The organism is Pseudomonas sp. S09G 359 (assembly GCF_002843605.1).
In the GTDB taxonomy this organism is placed as follows: Bacteria; Pseudomonadota; Gammaproteobacteria; order Pseudomonadales; family Pseudomonadaceae; genus Aquipseudomonas.
In genome coordinates, this window is sequence record NZ_CP025263.1 from 1115199 (window position 1) to 1136311 (window position 21113).

Annotated in this window: 17 protein-coding genes; 7 read left to right on the forward strand and 10 right to left on the reverse strand. The window is 62.1% G+C overall.

Translation table 11 applies throughout. The annotated features are described in order from the left end of the window. Window positions 1-35 precede the first annotated feature (35 nt). The 5 genes from CXQ82_RS04965 to CXQ82_RS04995 all read right to left on the reverse strand — a co-directional run bounded on the left by CXQ82_RS04965 (window position 36) and on the right by CXQ82_RS04995 (window position 8679). The gene (locus tag CXQ82_RS04965) at window positions 36-1364 is read right to left on the reverse strand and encodes an OprD family porin (RefSeq protein WP_101266667.1); all 1329 of its coding nucleotides are present in this window, start codon (window positions 1362-1364) and stop codon (window positions 36-38) included. A gap of 989 nt (window positions 1365-2353) precedes the next feature. After that, on the reverse strand, window positions 2354-3718 hold the full coding sequence (locus tag CXQ82_RS04980; RefSeq protein ID WP_101266671.1) for a heavy metal sensor histidine kinase: 1365 nt from the start codon (window positions 3716-3718) through the stop codon (window positions 2354-2356). Next, window positions 3708-4400 carry a heavy metal response regulator transcription factor gene (locus CXQ82_RS04985; protein ID WP_101266673.1) on the reverse strand — a complete coding sequence of 231 codons (693 nt, stop codon included), beginning with the start codon at window positions 4398-4400 and terminating at the stop codon, window positions 3708-3710. The genes CXQ82_RS04980 and CXQ82_RS04985 overlap by 11 nt, the downstream gene beginning before the upstream one ends. 26 nt (window positions 4401-4426) lie before the next feature. Next, window positions 4427-7516, reverse strand: coding sequence for a multidrug efflux RND transporter permease subunit (locus tag CXQ82_RS04990; protein WP_101266675.1), 3090 nt, complete (start codon window positions 7514-7516; stop codon window positions 4427-4429). Next, a complete protein-coding gene (locus CXQ82_RS04995) occupies window positions 7513-8679 on the reverse strand; it encodes an efflux RND transporter periplasmic adaptor subunit (RefSeq protein WP_101266677.1) in 1167 nt (388 codons plus the stop codon). The genes CXQ82_RS04990 and CXQ82_RS04995 overlap by 4 nt, the downstream gene beginning before the upstream one ends. A gap of 212 nt (window positions 8680-8891) precedes the next feature. On the opposite strand from CXQ82_RS04995, the gene CXQ82_RS05000 reads away from it, so the two are divergent. The 3 genes from CXQ82_RS05000 (at window position 8892) to CXQ82_RS05010 (ending at window position 11539) form a co-directional block, all read left to right on the forward strand. After that, on the forward strand, window positions 8892-9125 hold the full coding sequence (locus CXQ82_RS05000) for a hypothetical protein (protein WP_101266679.1): 234 nt from the start codon (window positions 8892-8894) through the stop codon (window positions 9123-9125). Between the two features lie 170 nt (window positions 9126-9295). Next, the gene (locus CXQ82_RS05005; RefSeq protein ID WP_101266681.1) at window positions 9296-10066 is read left to right on the forward strand and encodes a transporter substrate-binding domain-containing protein; all 771 of its coding nucleotides are present in this window, start codon (window positions 9296-9298) and stop codon (window positions 10064-10066) included. Between the two features lie 306 nt (window positions 10067-10372). Next, window positions 10373-11539 (forward strand): transporter substrate-binding domain-containing protein, encoded by a 1167-nt coding sequence (locus CXQ82_RS05010; RefSeq protein ID WP_101266683.1) that lies wholly within the window; start codon window positions 10373-10375, stop codon window positions 11537-11539. A gap of 31 nt (window positions 11540-11570) precedes the next feature. On the opposite strand, the gene CXQ82_RS05015 is transcribed toward CXQ82_RS05010, so the two are convergent. From CXQ82_RS05015 to CXQ82_RS05035, 5 genes are all read right to left on the reverse strand, one after another. Continuing rightward, window positions 11571-12314 (reverse strand): YkgJ family cysteine cluster protein, encoded by a 744-nt coding sequence (locus CXQ82_RS05015; protein ID WP_101266685.1) that lies wholly within the window; start codon window positions 12312-12314, stop codon window positions 11571-11573. Between the two features lie 108 nt (window positions 12315-12422). Next, complete coding sequence (locus CXQ82_RS05020; RefSeq protein ID WP_101273719.1) at window positions 12423-12905, reverse strand: N-acetyltransferase; 483 nt, start codon at window positions 12903-12905, stop codon at window positions 12423-12425. A 3-nt stretch (window positions 12906-12908) separates the two neighbouring features. After that, window positions 12909-13811 carry a chemotaxis protein CheV gene (locus CXQ82_RS05025; RefSeq protein ID WP_101266687.1) on the reverse strand — a complete coding sequence of 301 codons (903 nt, stop codon included), beginning with the start codon at window positions 13809-13811 and terminating at the stop codon, window positions 12909-12911. Between the two features lie 132 nt (window positions 13812-13943). Then, window positions 13944-14918, reverse strand: coding sequence for a D-glycerate dehydrogenase (locus CXQ82_RS05030; RefSeq protein ID WP_101273720.1), 975 nt, complete (start codon window positions 14916-14918; stop codon window positions 13944-13946). Between the two features lie 197 nt (window positions 14919-15115). Next, the gene (locus CXQ82_RS05035; RefSeq protein WP_101266690.1) at window positions 15116-16084 is read right to left on the reverse strand and encodes a LysR family transcriptional regulator; all 969 of its coding nucleotides are present in this window, start codon (window positions 16082-16084) and stop codon (window positions 15116-15118) included. Between the two features lie 181 nt (window positions 16085-16265). On the opposite strand from CXQ82_RS05035, the gene CXQ82_RS05040 reads away from it, so the two are divergent. Genes CXQ82_RS05040 through CXQ82_RS05055 form a run of 4 tightly spaced genes read left to right on the forward strand, consistent with a single transcriptional unit; the run spans window position 16266 to window position 21050 of the window. Further along, window positions 16266-17801: an efflux transporter outer membrane subunit gene (locus tag CXQ82_RS05040; RefSeq protein ID WP_101266692.1), complete on the forward strand. Its 1536-nt coding sequence runs from the start codon at window positions 16266-16268 to the stop codon at window positions 17799-17801. 10 nt (window positions 17802-17811) lie between these two features. Then, window positions 17812-19989, forward strand: coding sequence for an FUSC family protein (locus CXQ82_RS05045; protein WP_101266694.1), 2178 nt, complete (start codon window positions 17812-17814; stop codon window positions 19987-19989). After that, window positions 19979-20179, forward strand: a complete 201-nt coding sequence (locus tag CXQ82_RS05050; protein ID WP_071486049.1) for a DUF1656 domain-containing protein — start codon at window positions 19979-19981, stop codon at window positions 20177-20179. The genes CXQ82_RS05045 and CXQ82_RS05050 overlap by 11 nt, the downstream gene beginning before the upstream one ends. Window positions 20180-20189: 10 nt before the next feature. Then, the gene (locus CXQ82_RS05055; RefSeq protein ID WP_101266696.1) at window positions 20190-21050 is read left to right on the forward strand and encodes an HlyD family secretion protein; all 861 of its coding nucleotides are present in this window, start codon (window positions 20190-20192) and stop codon (window positions 21048-21050) included. Window positions 21051-21113: the final 63 nt, after the last annotated feature.

The following is a 21113-nucleotide window of genomic DNA, read 5'->3' on the forward strand; positions in this document are numbered from 1 at the left end:
AATTAAATCACTGGTTCAAAAGAAAGATTCGAGTGTCAGAACACGTTGATCGGGTAGTCGACGATAACGCGGTATTCATCCACGTCCCGGTCCACCGCCGAGTAGCCGTTGCTGCCACGGTTGGTGGCCCATTGCAGGCGTACAGCCAGGTCCTTGGCCTTGCCGCCCTGCACCACGTATTTCAGATCGATATCCCGTTCCCAATGCTTGGCGTCCTTACCGTCGGCGCTGTACCAGGCGCTGTAGCCACGGCTTTGCGGGTCGACCTTGGTGAGGTCGGTCTTACCGATGATGTAGGACACCGCCGAGGTCAGGCCAGGCATGCCGAGGCCGGCGAAGTCGTAGGCGTACTTGAGCTTCCACGAGCGCTCGTTGGGGCCGTTGAAGTCAGAATATTGCTGGGAGTTGTCCAGGTACACGCTGTCGCCTTGGGCGATGTAGTCAAACGGTGTGTTGCCATTGACCCGCTGGTACGCGGCGGTGACGCTGTGGTTGCCCACGCCCACGGTGAAATGCAGGCTGTAGGTGTTGTTGTCGATATCGCCAAGCAGCGACTGGCCGGTGTCCTGGGTGTGGTAGTAGTGCAGGCCCGGGTTGAGGCTGACCAGATCATTTAGCGCGTAGGTGTAGTCCAGGTCGTAGTAGTACTGATGCCACACATCCTTGAGCTCGGAGGCGTAGAGGTTGCTGGTCACGCCTTCGATGCCGCTGAACGACACACCGGCCCAGTTCATGTGCTGGCTGTCTGTGTTGGTCGGCAGCGCGCCGTAGCTGGTGCCGATGCGCCGGTGGCCGCTCTGGTTGTAGAGCTTGGTGAAGCTGGCCTGGCCGCCCTCGAACATCCAGCCGTCGAAGCTGTGGTTGGTGAGGCTGACGCCGCGGAAGGTCTGCGGCAGCATGCGGGTCATGCCGCCGGCGATCACCGGGTTGTTGAGGAACAGATCGCCGGCCTTCAGCTCGGTGTCGAACGCGCGCATTTTCAAGGTGCCGCCGGCGGTGGAGAACGAACCGGGGGCCTTGCCGCTGCCATCACTGCTGCCGTAGGGCAGGATGCTGGAACCGTCGGTACCGCCACCGCCGTCGAGCTTGAGGCCGAGCATGGCGTGGGCGTCCAGGCCGAAACCGACGGTACCCTGGGTGTAGCCGGATTCGAAGGTACCGAGGAAACCCTGGCCCCATTCCTTGCTGTCATCGGTGTGGATGTCGCGACGGTCGCGGTTCATGTAGTAGTTGCGGGTGTTGATATTGAAGTGGGCGCCTTCGACGAAACCGTCGGCGGGGGTGGTGTCTGCCGCGTGGGCAAGGGGGACGATCGTTGCTGCAATCGCGAGGAATAACGGGGTCAGCGTCAGCGAGTTCTTCACCGGTAAAGCTCCTTTGGTCAATCGAAACGGCCAGTGTCGTGGGGGTGTGCCTGGCCTTTTTTACGGCAAAAAAAAGCCGCTGAAGTCAGCGGCTTTAAGACAGATTCCCAGTGTAGAGCCCTGGAAATAAGTCGAGGGAAATTCGGGTAAGCGGGAGGCTGTCTTTGCCGTCGCGCTCATCGATGCGTCAAATTAACGCAGGTGAGCGGTGGGGTACAGAGTGTAACAAGATAATGACTGTTGCCCAAATCGCAATAGTCGGGGTGGGGGGATTGGGGGCATATCCGTTGCTGCGGTAACGGCTGCTTATGGTTCCGCTCTTACAGCGGGTCACTTTTGGAAGGACCCAAAAGTAACCAAAAGGTCCTCGCCCCACCACTCGGTGCCTCGCCTAGGCTCGGCATGCCCGTAATCCGACAGTGATGTGGGGGGCCGCCGCCACGCGCCATCCATGGCGCGGGGCGGCTAAACCGGCATCCCTGCCGGTTTACCCCCCAAATCACTGTCGAATTCCGGCCAGCGTGGTTGACGGGGCGATTTCAGATCAAAATCAAAAGCAGATCAAGAGCAGAGCACGGCGGCCTAGTAGCCGACCTGAGTGGTTAGATCAAAAGCGCTGTTGCTTTGCTTTGTTTTTGCTGTGGCCCTTACATCCTTTGCGCTGACGAAGTCAGCGGTCTTTTGATCTGCGCTTTTGATCGTGATCTTGATCTTAGGCGCCCCGTTAAACACGCTGGCCGAACGCAGGCTTGAATCCGTGGGTAACCCGGCAGGACGCCGGGTTAGCCGCGATGGGCCAAGGATGGCCCATGGCGGCGGCCCACGGATTCAAGCCGGAGTGAGGGCACACCGAGCCTAGGCGAGGTGCCGAGTGTTGGGGCAAGAGCCCTTTTGGTTACTTTTGGGGCTCTTTTCCAAAAGTGACCCGCTGTAAGAGCGGAACCCATTTCAGCCATCACCAAAACAACGGATATGTACCCAATCCCCCCTTAAACCGGCAGAGTGATACCAAACGTATTCCCCCCCTTGTCACTGCGCACAAACACATCCCCCCCATGCATCAACGCAATCGCCTTGACGATCGCCAACCCCAACCCATGATTCGCCCCGCTGTTACTGCGCGAAGCATCCACCCGATAAAACCGCTCAAACAGCCGTGGCAGATGCTCGCTGGCGATCTCATCACCCGGGTTGGTCACCCCAATGGCCACCTGATGTTCCAGCATATCAATGTTCACCTCGATCACCTGCCCTGGCGCAGTGTGCTGCACCGCATTACTCAGCAAGTTGATCAGCGCACGGCGCAGGTGCGCTTTCTCGATCTGCACCTGGGCATCCCCACGCACTCGCACCTTGACCTGGGCGTCTTCGAGAATGAAGTCGAGGTAGTCGAGGGTGGTCGCCACTTCGTCGGCCAGGGAGCTTTCGATCAGCTTGGTGGCCTTGCTCCCCTGGTCGGCACTGGCAAGAAACAGCATGTCATTGATGATCGAACGCAAACGCTCCAGCTCTTCCAGATTTGACTCCAACACCTCCAGGTAATGCTCGGCCGATCGCCCGCGCGTGAGGGCCACTTGGGTCTGGCCGATCAGGTTGGTCAGTGGCGAACGCAACTCATGGGCCACATCCGCATTGAACGACTCCAGGCGCGAGTAGGCCTGCTCGACACGGTCGAGGGTGGAGTTGAAGGAGTTGACGAACTGGCTCAGCTCCGGCGGCAATGGCGACAGTTGCAGGCGCCCGGAAAGCTTGGGCGGTGCGAGCTTCTGCGCCTCGTCCGAAAGTGTGATCAGGGGTTTCAGGCCGATACGTGAGACCCAGAACCCCAACAGCGCCGCCAGTACCACGCCGACAAACGCCAGGCCGATCAGGGCCATCAGCAGTTGGTGCTGGGTCGCGTAGAAATTCTCGGTGTCGATGGCGATGATGAAGCGCAGCGGCGGGCGTTGATCCTTGGCCGCAAACTGGCTCACCAGCGCCTTGAACGGGTGATCGTGGCCTGCCAGGTGCAGGTCGCGCTTGCCCGTGGGCCCGGCGGCAAACTCACGGATCTGTGGGTCGGGGTTGCCGTACTCATAGGTAGGATCGCTGCTCACCACCCAAAAGCGGATGCGTTTGTCTTCCTCGCCCAGCAGCTTGAGCTTGGCCTGGATCTTCACCCAGTGGTCCGGCGTACCAAAGCGATTCACCGAAGATTCGAGCACGCTGTAGCGCGCATCCAGCTCGGCCCCCGGCAACAGGCCCAGGCCACGGTCCACCTGCTGGTACAGCGCGCCGCCGATCAACAAAAAGATCAGCAGCGCGACCAGGGTGAACATGCCGCTCAGGCGCAGGGCGATGGAGTTAGCCACCACGGGTGTTCTCCTGCTGGCGGTTTTCCAGCACGTAGCCCATGCCGCGAATGGTGTGCAGCAGCTTTTGCTCGAACGGCCCGTCGAGCTTGGCGCGCAGGCGCTTGATCGCGACTTCGACCACGTTGGCGTCGCTGTCGAAATTGATGTCCCAGACCATTTCCGCAATGGCAGTCTTGGACAGGATTTCACCCTGGCGCCGTGCCAACACGCTGAGCAGCGAGAACTCCTTGGCGGTCAGGTCCAGGCGCAGGCCGTTGCGGCTGGCCTTGCGGCTGATCAGGTCGATCCACAGGTCAGCCACGGTCACTTGCACCGGCTCATGGCCGCCGCTGCGACGGGTCAATGCCTGCAGGCGCGCCACCAGTTCGAGGAACGAAAACGGTTTGCCCAGGTAATCGTCGGCGCCTTCGCGCAGGCCACGGATGCGGTCTTCCACGCGCTCGCGGGCGGTGAGCATGATCACCGGCGTCTGCTTGCGCGCACGCAGGGCACGCAACACGCCAAAACCGTCGAGGCCGGGCAGCATCACGTCGAGCACGATTACTGCGTAATCGTTCTCCAGCGCCAGGTGCAAACCCTCGACACCTTCGCGGGCCACGTCGACGGTGTAGCCTTGTTCCGTCAGACCGCGGTGCAGGTAGTCCGCGGTTTTTTCTTCATCTTCGATAATCAGTACGCGCATGAGCCTTTTTGCTCCAAGGGCGGGCCTCAGTGTGTGTTGGCCAGCTCGGCAGCTGGTTTGGGCCGGTGGAAAAATCGCTCAAGGTACAAGTATATGACCGGCGTGGTGAACAGCGTCAGCGCCTGGCTCACCAGCAGCCCGCCGACCACCGCAATGCCCAGCGGCTGGCGCATTTCGGCGCCGGGGCCGGCACCGAGCATCAGCGGTACAGCGCCGAGCAAGGCGGCGAGGGTGGTCATGATGATCGGCCGGAACCGCGTGACGCAGGCCTCGTAAATCGCATCCTCGGGCGACATGCCCCTGACGCGCTGCGCCTCCAGGGCGAAGTCGATCATCAGGATGCCGTTTTTCTTCACAATACCGATCAGCAGCACCAGCCCGATCAGCGCCATGATGGAAAAATCCTGGCCCATCAGCGACAGCATGATCAGCGCGCCCAACCCCGCCGAGGGCAAGGTGGAAATAATCGTCAGCGGGTGCACGAAACTCTCATACAGCACACCGAGGATGATGTAGACCGCCACCAGCGCCGCGAGGATCAGCCACGGCTGGCTGGCCAGCGAACTCTGGAACGCCTGCGCCGCACCCTGGAAGTTGCCGATGATGGTGGTCGGCATGCCGATTTCATTCTTGGCCTGGTTGAGCATGATCACCGCATCACCCAGCGCCACGCCGGGCGCCAGGTTGAACGACAGGTTGGCAGCCGGGAACATGCCGTCATGGCTGATGGACAACGGCCCCACGGTGGGCGGGTCGACCTTGGCCAGCGCCGACAACGGCACCATCTCGTTGGTCAGCGGCGAGCGCAGGTAGAAGTAGTTCAGGCTCTCGGCCTTGCCGCGTTGCTGGGTGTCCAGCTCCAGGACCACCTGGTACTGGTTGATCTCGGTCTGGAACTCGTTGATCTGGCGCTGGCCGAAGGCGTCGTACAGCGCCTGGTCGACATCGGTGGCGGTCAGGCCGAAGCGCGCGGCGGCCTGGCGGTCGATGCTGATGTGGGTAATGCTGCCGCCCAGTTGCAGGTCGTTGGACAGGTCACGGAACGCCGGGTTGGCGCGCAGTTTTTCGGTGAGGCGTTGGGTCCAGGTATTGAGCGTCGGGCCGTCGTTGCTCTTGAGCACATATTGGTACTGGGCGCGGCTGGGGCCGGAGCTTAAGTTGATGTCCTGCCCTGCGCGCAGGTACAGCACGATGCCCGGCACTTTCGCCAGTTTCGGACGGATGCGGTCGATGAACTGGCTGGCGGACACATCGCGGTCACCGCGGTCTTTCAGGGCGATCCAGAAGCGGCCGTTGGCGATGGTCTGGTTGCTGCCCGTCACGCCCACCGAGTGGGAAAACGCCTGCACCGCCGGGTCATCCTTGACGATTTCGGCCAGGGCCTTGTGCTTGGCCACCATGTCCGGGTACGACACATCCGCCGCCGCCTCGCTGGTGCCGAGGACAAAACCGGTGTCCTGCACCGGAAAGAAGCCCTTGGGGATAAACACGTAGCCGACCACAGCCAGGGCCAACGTCACGATAAAGATCGCGGCCATCGTGCGTTGATGGGCCAGGGCACGGCGCAGGTTGCGCGCATAACCGGCCAGCAGGCGTTCGCTGAAACCGGGTTTGTCGTGGGCCGCGTGGGTGGGCGCGCGCATGAACAGCGCGGCCAGGGTCGGTGCCAGCGTGAGGGAAACCACCACCGAAATCAGAATGGTCGAGGTCGCCGTCAGGGCAAACTCCTTGAACAACCGCCCGACCACGCCGCCCATGAACAGCAGCGGGATAAACGCCGCCACCAGGGAAAAGCTGATGGACACCACGGTAAAGCCAATCTCGCCGGCGCCCTTGATCGCCGCTTCGCGTTTGTCCAACCCGGCTTCAAGATGGCGATGGATGTTTTCCACCACCACGATCGCATCGTCCACCACAAAGCCCACGGCGATCACGATGGCCACCAGGGTCAGGTTGTTCAGGCTGAAGCCCATCAGGTACATCAGCGCAAAACTGGCCACCAGCGATACGCCGAGCACGCTGGACACAATCAGCGTCGCCGACAGCTGGCGCAGGAACAGCGCCATTACCGCCACCACCAACAGGATGGCGATCAGCAGGGTCACTTCCACTTCATGCAGCGAGGCGCGGATGGTCTTGGTGCGGTCGGTCAGCACGCTGACCTGCACCGAGGCCGGCAGCATGGCTTGCAGGCGCGGTAGCTCGGCTTGAATGCGGTCTACTGTCTCGACGATATTTGCGCCGGGCTGGCGCGAAATCACCAGGTTGACCCCAGGCGTGTCGCCAGACCAGGCCTGCACGTAGGCGTTTTCCGAACCATTGATAACTTTGGCGATATCCCGCAGTTGAACTGGCGCACCGTCCTTGTAGGACACGATCAACTGCGCGTAGTCCTCGGGATGAAACAGTTGGTCGTTGGTCGACAAGGTCGACACGCTGTTCTCGCCGTAGATCGCACCCTTGGCCAGGTTCAGGCTTGATTGCTGGATGGCCAGGCGGATGTCGGCCAGGGTCAGGCCAATTGCCGCGAGTTTGTCCGGCGAGGCCTGCACGCGGATCGCCGGGCGTTGCTGGCCGGTGATGTTGATTTGGCCAACGCCGTCGATCTGGCTGATCTGCCGGGCCAGCAGGGTTTCCACATAGTCACTCAGCTCGGTGCTGGGCATGCTGTTGGAACTGACGCTGAGGATCAGCACCGGGCTATCCGCCGGGTTGACCTTTTTCCAGGTCGGCAGGCTCGGCATATCGCTGGGCAACTTGCCGGAGGCGGTGTTGATCGCGGCCTGCACTTCTTGCGCGGCAGTGTCGATGCTCTTGTTGAGGGTGAATTGCAGGGTCAACAGGCTGGAGCCCAAGGCACTGCTGGAGGTCATCTGGGTCATGCCGGGGATGGCACTGAATTGCACCTCCAGCGGCGTGGCCACGGATGAGGCCATGGTGTCCGGGCTGGCGCCGGGCAGGGTAGCGGTCACCTGGATGGTCGGAAATTCGGCTTCCGGCAGTGGGGCGATGGCCAGGCGCGGGAAGGCAATCATCCCGAGCAGTACCAGGGCAAACGTCAGCAGCAGGGTTGCGACCGGGTGGTCGACGCACCAGGCCGATGGCGAACGGCTCATGGCTGCACCTTGGCATCGACGGTCTGGATCACTTGCGGCGGCTCCTTGAGCACCTCTACCTGGGAGCCGGCCTTGAGCCGCGACTGGCCGTCACTGACCAGCACGTCGCCGGCCTGCACGCCTTTGATAATGTTCAGGTCGCTGTCCTGGTAAGTCACTTGCACCGGTACCACGTCGACCTTGTCACCGTTGACCCGGTACACGAAGTGCGAGTCCAGGCCGCGTTGCACCACGGTCGGCGGCACCACCAGGGCATTTTTATCGAGGGCGGTCTGGATCTTGATGGTCACCAGTTGCCCCGGCCACAGGCGCTGCGAGGCGTTATTGAACTCGGCCTTGGCGCGCAGGGTACCGGTGGTGGAGCTGATCTGGTTGTCGATCAGGCTCAGGTGGCCTTCGCCGAGCAAGTCGCCGGTCTGGCCGTCGGTGTCGGCGCCCATATAGGCGTCGACGCTGGCCTGGGTCGGTGCTGCGATCAGGCCTTGCAGGGTGGGCAGCATCTGTTGCGGCAGGGAAAACTCGACGGCAATCGGGTCGATCTGGGTCACGGAGAACAGGCCCTGGGTGTCGGCGGTGCGCAGGAAGTTGCCTTCATCTACGGTGCGAATACCGACGCGGCCGCTCACCGGGGAGCGAATTTGGGTGTAGGAAAGCTGCACTTGTGCCGAATCGATGGCCGCTTGGTTACCTTGGGCGGTGGCCTTGAGCTGGTTGACCAGGGCTTGTTGCTGGTCATAGGTTTGCTTGGACACACCATCGTCGATGCTCAGCTCCTTGTAGCGCTTGAGGTTGACCAACGCTACCTGCAGCTGCGCCTGGCTCTCGCCCAGTTGGGCCTTGGCCTGGTCGAGGCTGGCGCGGATCGAGCGGTCATCGATGGTGGCCAGCAGGTCGCCGGCCTTGACCAGTTGACCTTCCTTGACCAGCAACTTGGTGAGAATGCCGTCGACTTGCGGGCGAATCACCACACTGTGCAACGACAACACCGAGCCGATCCCGCTGACAAACCGTGGAATGTCCTGCTGTGCCACGCTCACCACCCGTACCGGAATCGCGCTGGGCGCCGCCAGTTTGGTCTTGGCCGGGCGCGTCAAGGCCCAGGCTGCAACGGCCAGCACCACGAGGACGCCCACGATCAGGGCGGTTTTGCGTTGAATGTGCATGGGTGAGGCGCCAGGGCAAAGGTTGGAGGAGTGTGGGGTCTTTATAGCCTGCCAACCCGGTCAGCAAGGTGACTGCTAACTGACAGCGCTGTCAGCAAAGGTCGACCATTCGTACAAGCGGTGGTTAAAGATCCGAGGCGGGCAGGTATACTGCGCACCAGCGTGGCCCGCAAGCCGGCCCCGCGTCATTTTCTGCACGTTCCGGAGCTTCCATGACTTCCCCGACACAACCCCCTGTTGACGCGGCCGACCTCGTCGATCCGGCCGGCGCCGAAGGCGTTGAAAAAGCCGAGATCCCGGCGTTCAAGTTTCCCTTCAAACCGGGTGAGCTGGCCGGGGCCAAGAACGCCGCGCAGCCTTGGTACAAGAACGGCGCCAAGAACGGTCACACCAAGTCCCCGGGCATGGCCCCACCGGGCACCCGTCGCTCCATGGGTAAACGCTAAGAGTAAAGAGTTGCGAGTCGTGTTGGCTTTTTCCTACACGACCTGTTTATCTTTCTGATTGAAGGCCTACGGCCCTTTCTTGAAAGCTTGCACTCCCTCTGCCCAACCTCGATGGTTTTTACCGAGGCTGGGTTTAGTGAGGCTGGTCTTTCCGGAAAAGGACGCTTCCCGTGGCCCTGATACACCTCTGTGTAGCGCTTGCCCTGCTGCTTTCAGCGGATGCCGTGGCAGCCGCCGATCTACCGCGACGCGAAATCCGCTTCGCCGTTGCCGCGCAATTCCCCCCCTTCCAGAGCCGCAACCCGCAAGGGCAGTTGGTCGGCTTGCATATCGAGCTGGGAAACGCCCTGTGCCAACAGCTGAATGTACGGTGTACCTGGGTCGATCAGGTGCTGGTGGAAAACTTCCCCGCCCTTGAAGCCTGGCAATTCGACGCTATCATGGGCATGGCCCCGACCTCCGAGCGGCGACGACGGGTGAACTTCACCGATCACCTTTACCCGTTCACCACACGCTTGGTCGCGCGTAGATCCTCCGGCCTGATGCCGATCATGGGCTCGCTGAAAGGCAAGCGGGTGGGGGTGTTGCTGGGCAGCAATCGCGAAGCGTTTGCCCGCTCCATGTGGGCGCCCAAAGGCGTGATCATCAAGAGTTTCTGGCTCAACGACGAGCTGGTGCGCAGCCTGGTGGCCGGCGATATCGATGCGACCCTGCAGGGCACCCTGGAAATTCGCCGGGCGCTGCTCGACACCGAGCATGGCCAGGATTTCGACTTCCTGGGCCCCGCCGTTTCGGCCGAGTTGCTGGGCGATGGTACGGCGATTGCGTTGCGAAAATCCGACACGGCGCTACGCAAAGACCTCAACCGTGCCCTTGAAGAACTGATGCAAAACGGTGAATACCAACGGATCCTGGCGCCCTACCACCTGGACACACCGTGATGGCTAATTAATTGCGCGAAACATGAGCTGGATCGGTATTGGCTCTATCGGTGCGCATCTCCATTAGCCAGCGCAGCTCTGGGAGTGTGGCGGCATTGGCCGAGGATCTACGTCAGTTGGCGCAGGCATTCTGGGGGCGGCGGTAGGGGCAGAAAACCGTCCACGCTAATTTTGGGACTAATCCTACGATACAAACAGGCGAGTCGTAGTTGAGGACCGGTGAGTGCTTGTTAGAACGTTTGGCGCGTTCGGGCCGTAAATGATGCAGCCCGCATGTTCCACACTACTTTGGCACAGGACGGGTTTATGGCTACCACAAGACGACTGTTGGCGCTGGCAACGTTTTCTTCGATTTTATTCACAGGAACGGGCTGTGCTATTGCGCCCGCGCCCGAGGAATCGTGGGGTGAGATTCGCTTCGGGGTGGAGGCGGATGTCCCGCCCTTTGAATACCGCAATGCGCAAGGCGAACTTGTAGGCCTGGATATCGAGTTGGGTAACGCCCTGTGTGCCGAGCTGCACGCGCGTTGCGTGTGGGTCGAACAACCCTATGCGACCAATATTGCTGCGCTCCAGGCCGGAAGTTTCGACGCAATCATGCCAATGACCGCCACACCGGCGCGGCGCGAAACCGTTGATTTCACCCAAGACCTCTATGCCCTGCAAAGCCAACTGGTCGTGCCCAGGGGCGTGAATTTACTGCCCAACCCACAATCGCTTAAAGGCGAGCGCGTGGGCGTGCTTGCAGGCACCAGCCGGGAAGCCTTTGCCAAGGCACGCTGGGCTCCCGAGGGGGTGACGGTGCGTAGCTTCGGCCTGAATACCGAGTTGATCCGCAGTTTTCAGGCTGGGGAAATTGATGCGACCTTGCAAAACACCCTCGAGATCAGTGAAGCCTTATTGAGCACGCCTGAGGGCGTGGCATTTACGTTTGCCGGGCCCGCGATTGTCGATGAGATGTTGGGCGGTGGCGTCGCCATTGCGACGCGCAAGACCAACCCTGACTTGACCGCCGCGCTGAACGAGGCCTTGCAACGCTTGAAAGACAACGGCAAGTACGCGGCCATTACCGAGCCTTATCTGGGCGCCGCTCCGTCTGAGCCGGTGAAGATGGTCCATACGCCAGCAGCCGCGGCGGGTTTGCCATTTTCGGAAACCGTGCAAGTCGGCCAAACCCTCTACATCTCCGGTTTGTTGGGCCTGGATGCAAACGGTGAGCTGGTGCCCGGAGGCATTCGCGCCGAAACCGCGCAGATCGTCGAGACCCTGCGCGGCATTCTCAAGGCAAACGCTATCGGGATGGACCGGGTCGCCAAATGCACGGTGATTCTTGCCGACCTCAAGGACTTTGCGGCAATGAACCAAGTCTATGCCAGTGCGTTCCCGGCGGACCGCCTGCCCACCCGTACCACCATTGGCGCCAAGCTGTTAGCCGATGCACGGATCGAAGTCGAGTGCATGGCCAGCCTCTGAGCCAACGTGGCAGCCGTCAGCGCCTGCGCGCCTAAGCGGCGCGCAAGGAGATGAACGCATAGTTGGCCGGCACCTCGGTGGCAATCTGCGCCCCGGCGTCCAGCAGCTGTGCGGCGATGTCCAGGCCGGACACGTGGAACACCCATTCATTGGCCACGGCGGGTCGGTCCACCGCCCGCTCGATGGCCTGGGCAAACGCCGCCATGTCCGGCAAGTACGCGGTAAACCCATCGCCCTTGAGTGCTGTGGTGCGAATGCCAAGCAAGGCGCACACCGCCTCTTTGGTCTGCACGTCGTCACGGTCGGCCTGGCGCGAACGCTGGATCAACGCCGCCAGCTCCGGGTCTGCCAACTCGCCACCGACGATCAGCGCCGGCCCCTGTTCCCAGGATTCCGGCGGGCAATCCTTGGCCGCAGGGTTCAGGGGGATATGCGGGTTGATCTCCATCGGATAAATCCGGCACACCAACGGGCGGCGTTCATAGATGCGGCACAGGTTGTCTTCGTCAAGATTCCGGCAGCGCCCGACGTTGTAGGCGGCAAAGGTGATGGCCACGAATGCCTCGGTGTTGCCGCTGGGCACCACCACCGAACGCCGTTCGGCATGTTCACGTTGCTGTTGGGGCAGGCCCAGGCCATTGCCAAGGAAACCTTCGATCAGCACGATGACGTTACCGCCGTCCGCCGCCCACATACGGGCTTCGGCGAGGGTCAGGGGCACGTGATGATCGGTGCAGCATTTGCCGCAGCCGACGCAGGAAAAATGGGTGTTCATGGCGGATCTGTCACCAGGCAAGGTCAGAGGGCACGCAAGAACGGTGACGGGTTTTTACCTCTTTCCACCGTTCAGGCTCTCTGGAAGCAAGTTATGCGCCAGCGCCTGTCAGCCCTGCGGGACTACATCGCGCAGCACAAAGGCCATGCCGGCACTTTCATACAGTTGCCGGGCGCGCAGGTTGCTTTCGCGCACCTTCAGGTCGACATAGGGCTCGCCGCGCTGCTTGAACACATGAAAGGTATGCAGTAACAGCGCTCGGCCCAGCCCCTGGCCCTGGGCGCAGGGGTGGATGGAGAGGTTCTTGATAAAAGCGCTGGTCCAGCATTGGGCCACGCCGAGAATACCCTCGGCGTTGCTGGCCACCAGGCACAGCGTGGGGTCGAATTCGGCATCGGTGATGAACTGCTGCTGCCAGGTGTCCAGGGCGGGGACGCGGCCCCCGCCCTGGTCCTGGGTCATGCGCAATATCGCGTGAACCGCCGGGGCGAGGTCGTCACGGTAATGATCCAACACCGTTCCCGCCGGCCATTGCGGGGCGGGCAGGCTGCCCGTGAGGTTGCGACGCAGCAGTTGGTAATACTCTGTCACCAATTACAGACCCTTTTGCGCGACGGTCTGGGCGGCCACCACCAGGCACTTGGTCAGCTCTGGGGATGAGAACTTGGTCAGCACCGCGTCGGCGCCCGCCAGGCGGGCTTTTTCGCTGTTCATCGCACTGTCCAGCGAGGTGTGCAACAACACGTAAAGCTGCTGGAAATCTGGGGTTTCACGCAGGGTGCGGGTGAGGGCATAGCCGTCCATTTCCGACATTTCGATGTCGGACACCACCACGTTGATCTGCTCCACCGTGCCTTGCAGCTCCAGCAGCACATCAATGGCTTCCTTGGCACTGCGCGCGGTGTGGCAGGTCAGGCCGAGGTTACGCAGGGTGTGCACCGACTGCTGCAGGGCCACCTGGCTGTCGTCTACCACCAGAATCCGCGCATTGCCCAGCACCTCGGCCTCTTCCATGGTCAGGTCGGTGGGCGCGGCTTCAATCGGCGCCGGCGCGATGCCGTGGATGACTTTTTCGATATCCAGCACCTGCACCAGGCCACCTTCCACCTGGGTAACCCCGGTGATGAAGGCGCGGTTGCCGCCGGAGCCGTAAGGCGGTGGGCGAATATCGGTGGTCAGGCAATGCACGATCTTGCTCACCGCCTGCACGTGCAGGCCTTGCTTGGAGCGGCTCACGTCGGTGACGATCAGGCAGCCGCCGTCCGGGTCGGCCAAGGGCATTTCGCCCAGGGCACGGCTCAGGTCGATCACCGCCAGCGAATTACCGCGCAGGGTGGCGATGCCTTTGACGTGGGGGTGGGACTCCGGCAGCTTGGTCAGCGGCGGGCAGGGGATGATTTCGCTGACTTTCAGCAGGTTGATCGCCATCAGCTTGCCGCTACGCAAGGTAAAGAGCAGAAGCGAGAGTGAGTCTGCGCGGGCTTTGGTGGTGGACATAAAAACCTTCTGTGAATCAGGGATGACGATCTATGGAAGGTTATCGACTTGGCGGGTCCAGGCTTTAACTGATTTTGTATCGAGCTGAGTCAATGTGGGAGAGCGCAAGCCCTCTCCCACAGGGGATGATGATCAGCCTTTCCACACCTGCGGGTTTACCAGGTCCTGTGGACGCTGGCCGAGCAAGGCACTGCGCAGGTTCTCCAGGGCACGGTTGGCCATGGCTTCACGGGTTTCATGCGTCGCCGAGCCGATATGCGGCAGGGTCACGGCATTGCTCAGTTGGAACAGCGGCGACTCGGCCAGCGGCTCCTGCTCATACACATCCAGCCCGGCACCACGGATTTTCTGGGTTTGCAGGGCTTCGATCAGGGCTGGCTCATCGACCACCGGGCCCCGGGAAATATTGATCAGGATTGCGCTGGACTTCATCAGCCCCAGTTCGCGCGTGCTGATCAGGTGGCGGGTCTTGTCGCTGAGCGGTACTACCAGACACACGAAATCCGCCTCGGCCAGCAGTTGGTCCAAGCTGCGGAACTGTGCCCCCAGCTCTTGCTCAAGTTCAACCTTGCGGCTGTTGCCGCTGTAGAGAATTGGCATGTTGAACCCCAGGCGCCCACGCCGGGCCACGGCCGCGCCGATATTGCCCATGCCGACGATACCCAGGGTTTTGCGATGCACATCGCAACCGAACAACGGCGCGCCGACGCTGGCTTTCCACTGGCCGGCCTTGGTCCAGGCGTCCAGCTCCGCCACGCGGCGCGCGCTGCTCATCAGCAGGGCGAAGGCCAGGTCGGCGGTGCTTTCGGTGAGGACGTCGGGGGTATTGGTGAGCATGATGCCGCGCTCGTTGAAGTACGCTACGTCGTAGTTGTCGTAGCCCACTGAGACGCTGGAGACCACCTCCAGCTTGCTCGCACCTTGCAACTGTTCGCGGCCAAGCTTGCGGCCTACGCCGATGAGGCCGTGGGCGTGGGGCAGGGCTTCATTGAACTGCGCGTTGATGTCGCCCAGCTTGGGGTTGGGCGCGATCACGTCGAAATCCTGTTGCAGGCGTTCGATCATTGCCGGGGTGACGCGGCTGAAGGCGAGGACGGTCTTTTTCATGGCAGGCGGGCTCGGCGACGACGGGAGAATGGTAAGCACGCTAACATTCCTGCCGGCAATTGTCAGGGCACCGCTGAACCAATGTGGGAGGGGGCTTGCCCCCGATGGCAGTGGATCAGCCAGTACCTCTGGCGACTGACACACCGCTATCGGGGGCAAGCCCCCTCCCACATTTGATCCATATTGCCTGTTGGAAATCAGTTCGCCAGGCGAGCCCCACTGAGGCTGCCACTCAACTCATACGCCACCAGTTCCGCCTGATGCGCCGCCAGAATCTCCGGCAACGAGCCGCGCAAATATTCCACCCAGGTCTTGATCTTCGCATCCAGATACTGGCGCGATGGGTAGATGGCGTACAGGTTCAGCTCCTGGGAACGGTAGTTGGGCATCACCCGCACCAGGGTGCCGTTGCGCAGGCCTTCGATGGCAGCGTACACCGGCAGCAAGCCGACGCCCATGCCACTGGTGATCGCGGTCTTCATCGCATCCGCCGAATTCACCAGGAACGGCGACGTATTAATCGCCACACTTTCCTGGCCTTCCGGCCCATTGAACGTCCACTTGTCCAACTGGATCACCGGGCTCACCAGGCGCAAACACGCATGGTTGAGCAAGTCATGCGGCCGTTGCGCACACCCCTTGGCTTTCACGTAATCCGGCGATGCACACGCAATGCTGTAAGTGATGCCCAGCCGCTGCGACACAAACCCCGAGTCCGGCAGTTCACTGGCCAGCACGATGGACACGTCGTAGCCCTCGTCGAGCAGGTCCGGCACGCGGTTGGCCAGGGTCAGGTCGAAGGTGACGTCTGGATGGGTGCGGCGGTAGCGGGCGATGGCGTCGATGACGAAATGCTGGCCGATGCCGGTCATGGTGTGCACTTTCAACTGCCCGGCGGGGCGCGCGTGGGCGTCACTGGCTTCGGCCTCGGCCTCTTCGACGTAAGCCAGGATCTGCTCACAGCGCAGCAGGTAGCGTTTACCCGCCTCGGTGAGGGCAATGCGTCGGGTGGTGCGGTTGAGCAAACGGGTTTGCAGATGGGCCTCCAGGTTGGAGACCGCGCGCGAGACGTTGGCAGTGGTGGTGTCCAGTTGCACGGCGGCGGCGGTGAAGCTGCCAGCTTCGGCCACGCAACTGAAGGCGCGCATGTTTTGCAAAGTGTCCATGGAGTGTTCTCAGGGGAGATAACAAATTGTGACAGAAAGTTACGCCGTCCAGTGATCCCTACCAACGGATTATCGCTTGAACGGTAACAAAGATTCACAGGAATGCCAGCTTATCGCCATTCATGCCGCCGCCTAGAATTGCGCCACCTACCGTGCATCACCATCTCAGGAATTCGCAGCAGTGCCGCGTCGCATCAGCAGAGAGCTGAAAACTCTCATCAACCGAGAGCTGAAGGCTCTCAGTGTCTGCGCTTTAACGTTAGCAATCAGCGGCTGCATCGGAACCGGAGGAATCGCCCCCCAAGGCCAGGCCCTCAACGCCAATACCCTGGCCACCGACGAAGCGATCCAGAGCGCCACCCAGGACGCCCACTGGCCCACCGCGCAATGGTGGCAGGCCTATGGCGACCCGCAGCTCAACCGTTGGGTCGACCTCGCCACCCAAAGCAGCCCGAGCATGGCCATCGCCGCCGCGCGAGTGCGTGAAGCCCGCGCGATGGCCGGGATTGCCGAGTCGGCGGAGTCGTTGCAGATCAACAGCGACACCACCCTCAAACGCCACAACTGGCCCAAGGATCAGTTCTACGGCCCGGGCGAATTGAGCGGTGCCACCACCTGGGACAACAACTCGTCCCTGGGCCTGAGCTATGCCCTCGACCTGTGGGGCCGCGAAAGTAATGCCAGCGAGCGGGCCGTCGACCTGGCGCACATGAGCGCTGCCGAAGCGCGACAGGCCCAGCTTGAGCTGCAGAACAACGTGGTGCGCGCCTATATCCAGCTGTCGTTGCAGTACGCCAACCGCGATATCGTCGCGGCGACCCTGGCCCAGCAACAGCAGATTCTCGACCTGGCCAACAAGCGCCTGAACGCCGGGATCGGTACGCACTTCGACGTGAGCCAGGCCGAGACCCCGCTGCCGGAAACCCATCGCCAACTGGATGCCCTGGACGAAGAAATCGCCCTGAGCCGCAACCAGCTTGCTGCTTTAGCGGGCAAAGGCCCTGGGGCGGGCGCGCAATTGCAACGCCCGACATTATCCCTGGCCGCGCCGCTGAAACTGCCGTCCAGCCTGCCCGCGCAATTGCTCGGCCAGCGCCCGGACGTGGTTGCCAGCCGCTGGCAAGTGGCGGCCCAGGCCCGTGGCATCGATGTGGCCCATGCCGGGTTCTATCCCAACGTCGACCTGGTCGGCAGCCTTGGCTATATGGCCACCGGCGGCGGCATGCTGGAGTTTCTCGCCGGCAAGAAATTCAACTACAACGTCGGCCCGGCGATCACCTTGCCGATCTTCGACGGCGGACGCTTGCGCGCCGAGCTGGGTGAGGCCAGCGCCGACTATGACATCGCCGTGGCCAAGTACAACCAGACCCTGGTCAACGCGCTCAAGGGCATCAGCGACCAGTTGATCCGCCGCGAGTCCATGGACAAGCAAGCGGGTTTTGCCGCGCAGTCGGTGGCCTCGGCGCGGAAAACCTATGACATCGCGATGATCGCCTACCAGCGCGGCCTCACCGATTACCTCAACGTGCTGAACGCCCAGACCTTGCTGTTCCGCCAGCAACAAGTCGAGCAACAGGTACAGGCCGCACGCCTGAGTGCCCATGCCGAACTGGTCACCGCCCTGGGCGGCGGCCTCGACGCCGGCAAAGACGCACCGCAACACGCCAAGACCCTCCCGAGCAAGACCCCGGCGGCGCTGGCCGTGTTCGATCACTGAGTAGGATTCGATGACTCCCTTGCCTGCACCGCTGCGCTGGCTGCATTCCCTTGAGTGGCGCCGTGGTTTTTTCGACTGGGCACGCAGCGATGGCGTGACCTGGGTGTATATCTTCAAAGTGCTGATCGCCGCATTCCTTACCCTTTGGCTGGCGATGCGCCTGGAGTTGCCGCAACCGCGCACGGCGATGATCACTGTGTTTATCGTGATGCAACCGCAGAGCGGCCAAGTGTTCGCCAAGAGCTTCTATCGCTTCCTCGGCACCCTGGCGGGGTCGGCGGTAATGGTGTTGCTGATCGCGTTGTTTGCGCAGAACACCGAGTTGTTCCTTGGCGCGCTGGCGATTTGGGTCGGCATCTGCACTGCCGGCGCCACGCGCAATCGCAACTTTCGCGCCTATGGGTTTGTGCTGGCCGGCTACACGGCGGCGATGGTCGGCCTGCCGGCGCTGGCCCACCCGGACGGCGCGTTTATGGCGGCGGTGTGGCGAGTACTGGAAATCTCCCTGGGGATTTTGTGTTCCACCCTGGTCAGCGCCGCGATCCTGCCGCAAACCAGCAGCGCCGCGATGCGCAATGCGCTGTACCAGCGGTTTGGCGTGTTCGCGCTGTTCGTCACCGATGGCCTGCGTGGGCGCAGCCAGCGTGAGGGGTTTGAAGCCAGCAACGTGCGCTTTATCGCCGAAGCCGTGGGCCTGGAAGGGCTGCGCAGCGTCACCGTGTTCGAAGACCCGCATATGCGCCGGCGCAACGGCCGGCTCAGTCGCCTCAACAGCGAGTTCATGAGCGTCACCACGCGCTTCAACGCCTTGCACCAGTTGCTCGAACGCTTGCGCACCGATGCGGCTGACCATGTGGTGGTCGCCATCAAGCCCGGCCTGCAAGACCTCGCTGAAGTGCTGGATGGTTTCTCTGGCCGCGCCCTTACCAGCCCCGACGCCGCGCGCCTGGTCAACCAATTGAGTGCCTACAAGGACGCCCTGCCCGCCAAGGTGCGCAGCCTGCGCGCGAGCTTCCAGGAGGGCAACCCAAGCGAAGCCGAGCAGCTGGATTTCCACACGGCCTACGAGTTGCTTTACCGCTTTGTCGACGACCTGCACAACTACGCGCAGACCCACGCCTCTCTGGCCGACCACAGCCATGCACGCGAACAGTGGGACGAAACCTTTATCCCCAAGACCAACTGGCTGGCCTGCGCCGCCTCGGGCATTCGCGCGTCGTTCATCCTGATTGCGCTGGGCAGTTACTGGGTGGCCACCGCCTGGCCCAGCGGCGCCACCATGACCCTGATCGCCGCCGCGACGGTCGGCCTGTCCGCCGCCACGCCCAACCCCAAGCGTATGGCGTTCCAGATGGCTTGCGGCACTTTGATCGGCGCGTTGGTGGGCTTCGTGGAAATGTTTTTCATCTTCCCGTGGATCGACGGTTTCCCACTGCTCTGCGTGATGCTCGCGCCGGTGATCGTGCTCGGCGCGTTCCTCGCTTCACGCCCGCAATACGCCGGAGTGGGCCTGGGCTTGCTGATCTTTTTCAGCACCGGCTCGGTGCCGGACAACCTCACGGTCTACAACCCCTACACATTTATTAACGACTACATCGCCATGGTTATCGGCATGCTGGTGTGCGCGGCGGCGGGGGCGATCATCCTGCCGCCCAACAGCCGCTGGTTGTGGCGCCGCCTGGAGCAGGACCTGCGCGAGCAAGTGGTGTATGCGATCAGCGGCAAGCTCAAGGGCCTGGCGTCGAGTTTCGAAAGCCGCACCCGCGACCTGCTGCACCAGGCCTACGGCCTTGCGGTTGGCCAGCCGCAGGTGCAACGCGACTTGCTGCGCTGGATGTTTGTGGTGCTGGAAGTCGGCCACGCGATCATCGAGCTGCGTAAGGAACAGGCGATTTTGCCGGTGCACCCGGCGTATGCCGAGTCCCAGCCGTGGCGCCAGGCGATCCGCGTGATGGGGCGTTCGCTGGTGCGGCTGTTCCTGCAACCCAGCGCGAGCAACCTGGAGCGTGGCTTGATCGCCGTCGACCACGCGATCAGCCGCGTGCAGGCCACCGACGAACCCTTCGCCCCGCACTTCGACACCTCGGCGCTGCGCCGGGTGAAGAGCTACCTGCACTTTATCCGCACCTCGTTGCTGGACCCGCAATCGCCACTGGCGGCCCTCAAAGGAGCCCCGCATGCCTCGTGAAATCGCGTTCCACGGCATTTATATGCCAACCATGACCCTGATGTTTTTGATCGCTGCGGGGCTGGCCTGGGCGCTGGATCGCTTTCTGGCCGGGTTCGACCTGTACCGTTTTTTCTGGCACCCGGCGTTGCTGCGCCTGAGCCTGTTCGTTTGCCTGTTCGGCGCCCTGGCGCTGACCGTCTACCGTTGAGAATGCCCCGATGAAAAAGTTTTTCAGCCTGCTCGCGACCTTGCTGGTACTGGCGTTGGCCATCTGGATCGGCCGCACGTTGTGGGTGCACTACATGGAAACCCCATGGACCCGCGACGGTCGGGTGCGCGCCGATATCATCAACGTGGCCGCCGACGTGACCGGTGAAGTCGTCGACGTGCCGGTGCGCGACAACCAATTGGTGAAGAAGGGCGACCTGCTGATGCAGATCGACCCCGAGCACTACCGCATCGCGGTCAAGCAAGCGCAGTCTCTGGTTGCGTCGCGCAAAGCCACTTGGGAGATGCGTAAGGTCAACGCCCACCGCCGTGCCGACCTCGATGCCCTGGTGATCTCCAAGGAAAACCGCGACGACGCGAGCAACATCGCCGATTCGGCCCTGGCCGACTACCAGCACGCACAGGCGCAACTGGAAGCGGCTGAACTCAACCTGAAACGCACCCAAGTGCTGGCGGCGGTGGACGGCTACGTCACCAACCTCAACGTGCACCGTGGCGACTACGCGCGCATCGGCGAAGCCAAGATGGCCGTGGTGGATATGCATTCATTCTGGGTCTATGGCTTCTTCGAAGAAACCAAGTTGCCCCACGTGAAAGTCGGCGACACAGCCGATATGCAGCTCATGAGCGGCGAGACCCTCAAAGGCCACGTGGAAAGCATCTCGCGCGGCATCTACGACCGCGACAACCCGGAGAGCCGCGAGTTGATCGCCGATGTGAACCCGACCTTCAACTGGGTACGCCTGGCCCAGCGCGTGCCGGTGCGGATTCACATTGATGAAGTACCGGAGGGCGTGCTGCTGGCAGCGGGGATCACCTGCACGGTGATCGTCAACCCAACACTGAACTGAAATGGGGCAGGGGGCTTGCCCCCGATGAGGGAGTGTCAGCGACTGCATCAGTCACTGACCCAC

Excerpts from the sequence above, each read along its gene's own strand:
- CXQ82_RS05050 (WP_071486049.1), top strand. The coding sequence starts at position 19,979 with ATGCCTCGTGAAATCGCGTTCCACGGCATTTATATGCCAACCATGACC.
- CXQ82_RS05045 (WP_101266694.1), top strand. The coding sequence starts at position 17,812 with ATGACTCCCTTGCCTGCACCGCTGCGCTGGCTGCATTCCCTTGAGTGG.
- CXQ82_RS05010 (WP_101266683.1), top strand. The coding sequence starts at position 10,373 with ATGGCTACCACAAGACGACTGTTGGCGCTGGCAACGTTTTCTTCGATT.
- CXQ82_RS05035 (WP_101266690.1), bottom strand. The coding sequence starts at position 16,084 with ATGGACACTTTGCAAAACATGCGCGCCTTCAGTTGCGTGGCCGAAGCT.
- CXQ82_RS05000 (WP_101266679.1), top strand. The coding sequence starts at position 8,892 with ATGACTTCCCCGACACAACCCCCTGTTGACGCGGCCGACCTCGTCGAT.
- CXQ82_RS05030 (WP_101273720.1), bottom strand. The coding sequence starts at position 14,918 with ATGAAAAAGACCGTCCTCGCCTTCAGCCGCGTCACCCCGGCAATGATC.
- CXQ82_RS05055 (WP_101266696.1), top strand. The coding sequence starts at position 20,190 with ATGAAAAAGTTTTTCAGCCTGCTCGCGACCTTGCTGGTACTGGCGTTG.
- CXQ82_RS04995 (WP_101266677.1), bottom strand. The coding sequence starts at position 8,679 with ATGCACATTCAACGCAAAACCGCCCTGATCGTGGGCGTCCTCGTGGTG.
- CXQ82_RS04985 (WP_101266673.1), bottom strand. The coding sequence starts at position 4,400 with ATGCGCGTACTGATTATCGAAGATGAAGAAAAAACCGCGGACTACCTG.
- CXQ82_RS04990 (WP_101266675.1), bottom strand. The coding sequence starts at position 7,516 with ATGAGCCGTTCGCCATCGGCCTGGTGCGTCGACCACCCGGTCGCAACC.
- CXQ82_RS05015 (WP_101266685.1), bottom strand. The coding sequence starts at position 12,314 with ATGAACACCCATTTTTCCTGCGTCGGCTGCGGCAAATGCTGCACCGAT.
- CXQ82_RS05025 (WP_101266687.1), bottom strand. The coding sequence starts at position 13,811 with ATGTCCACCACCAAAGCCCGCGCAGACTCACTCTCGCTTCTGCTCTTT.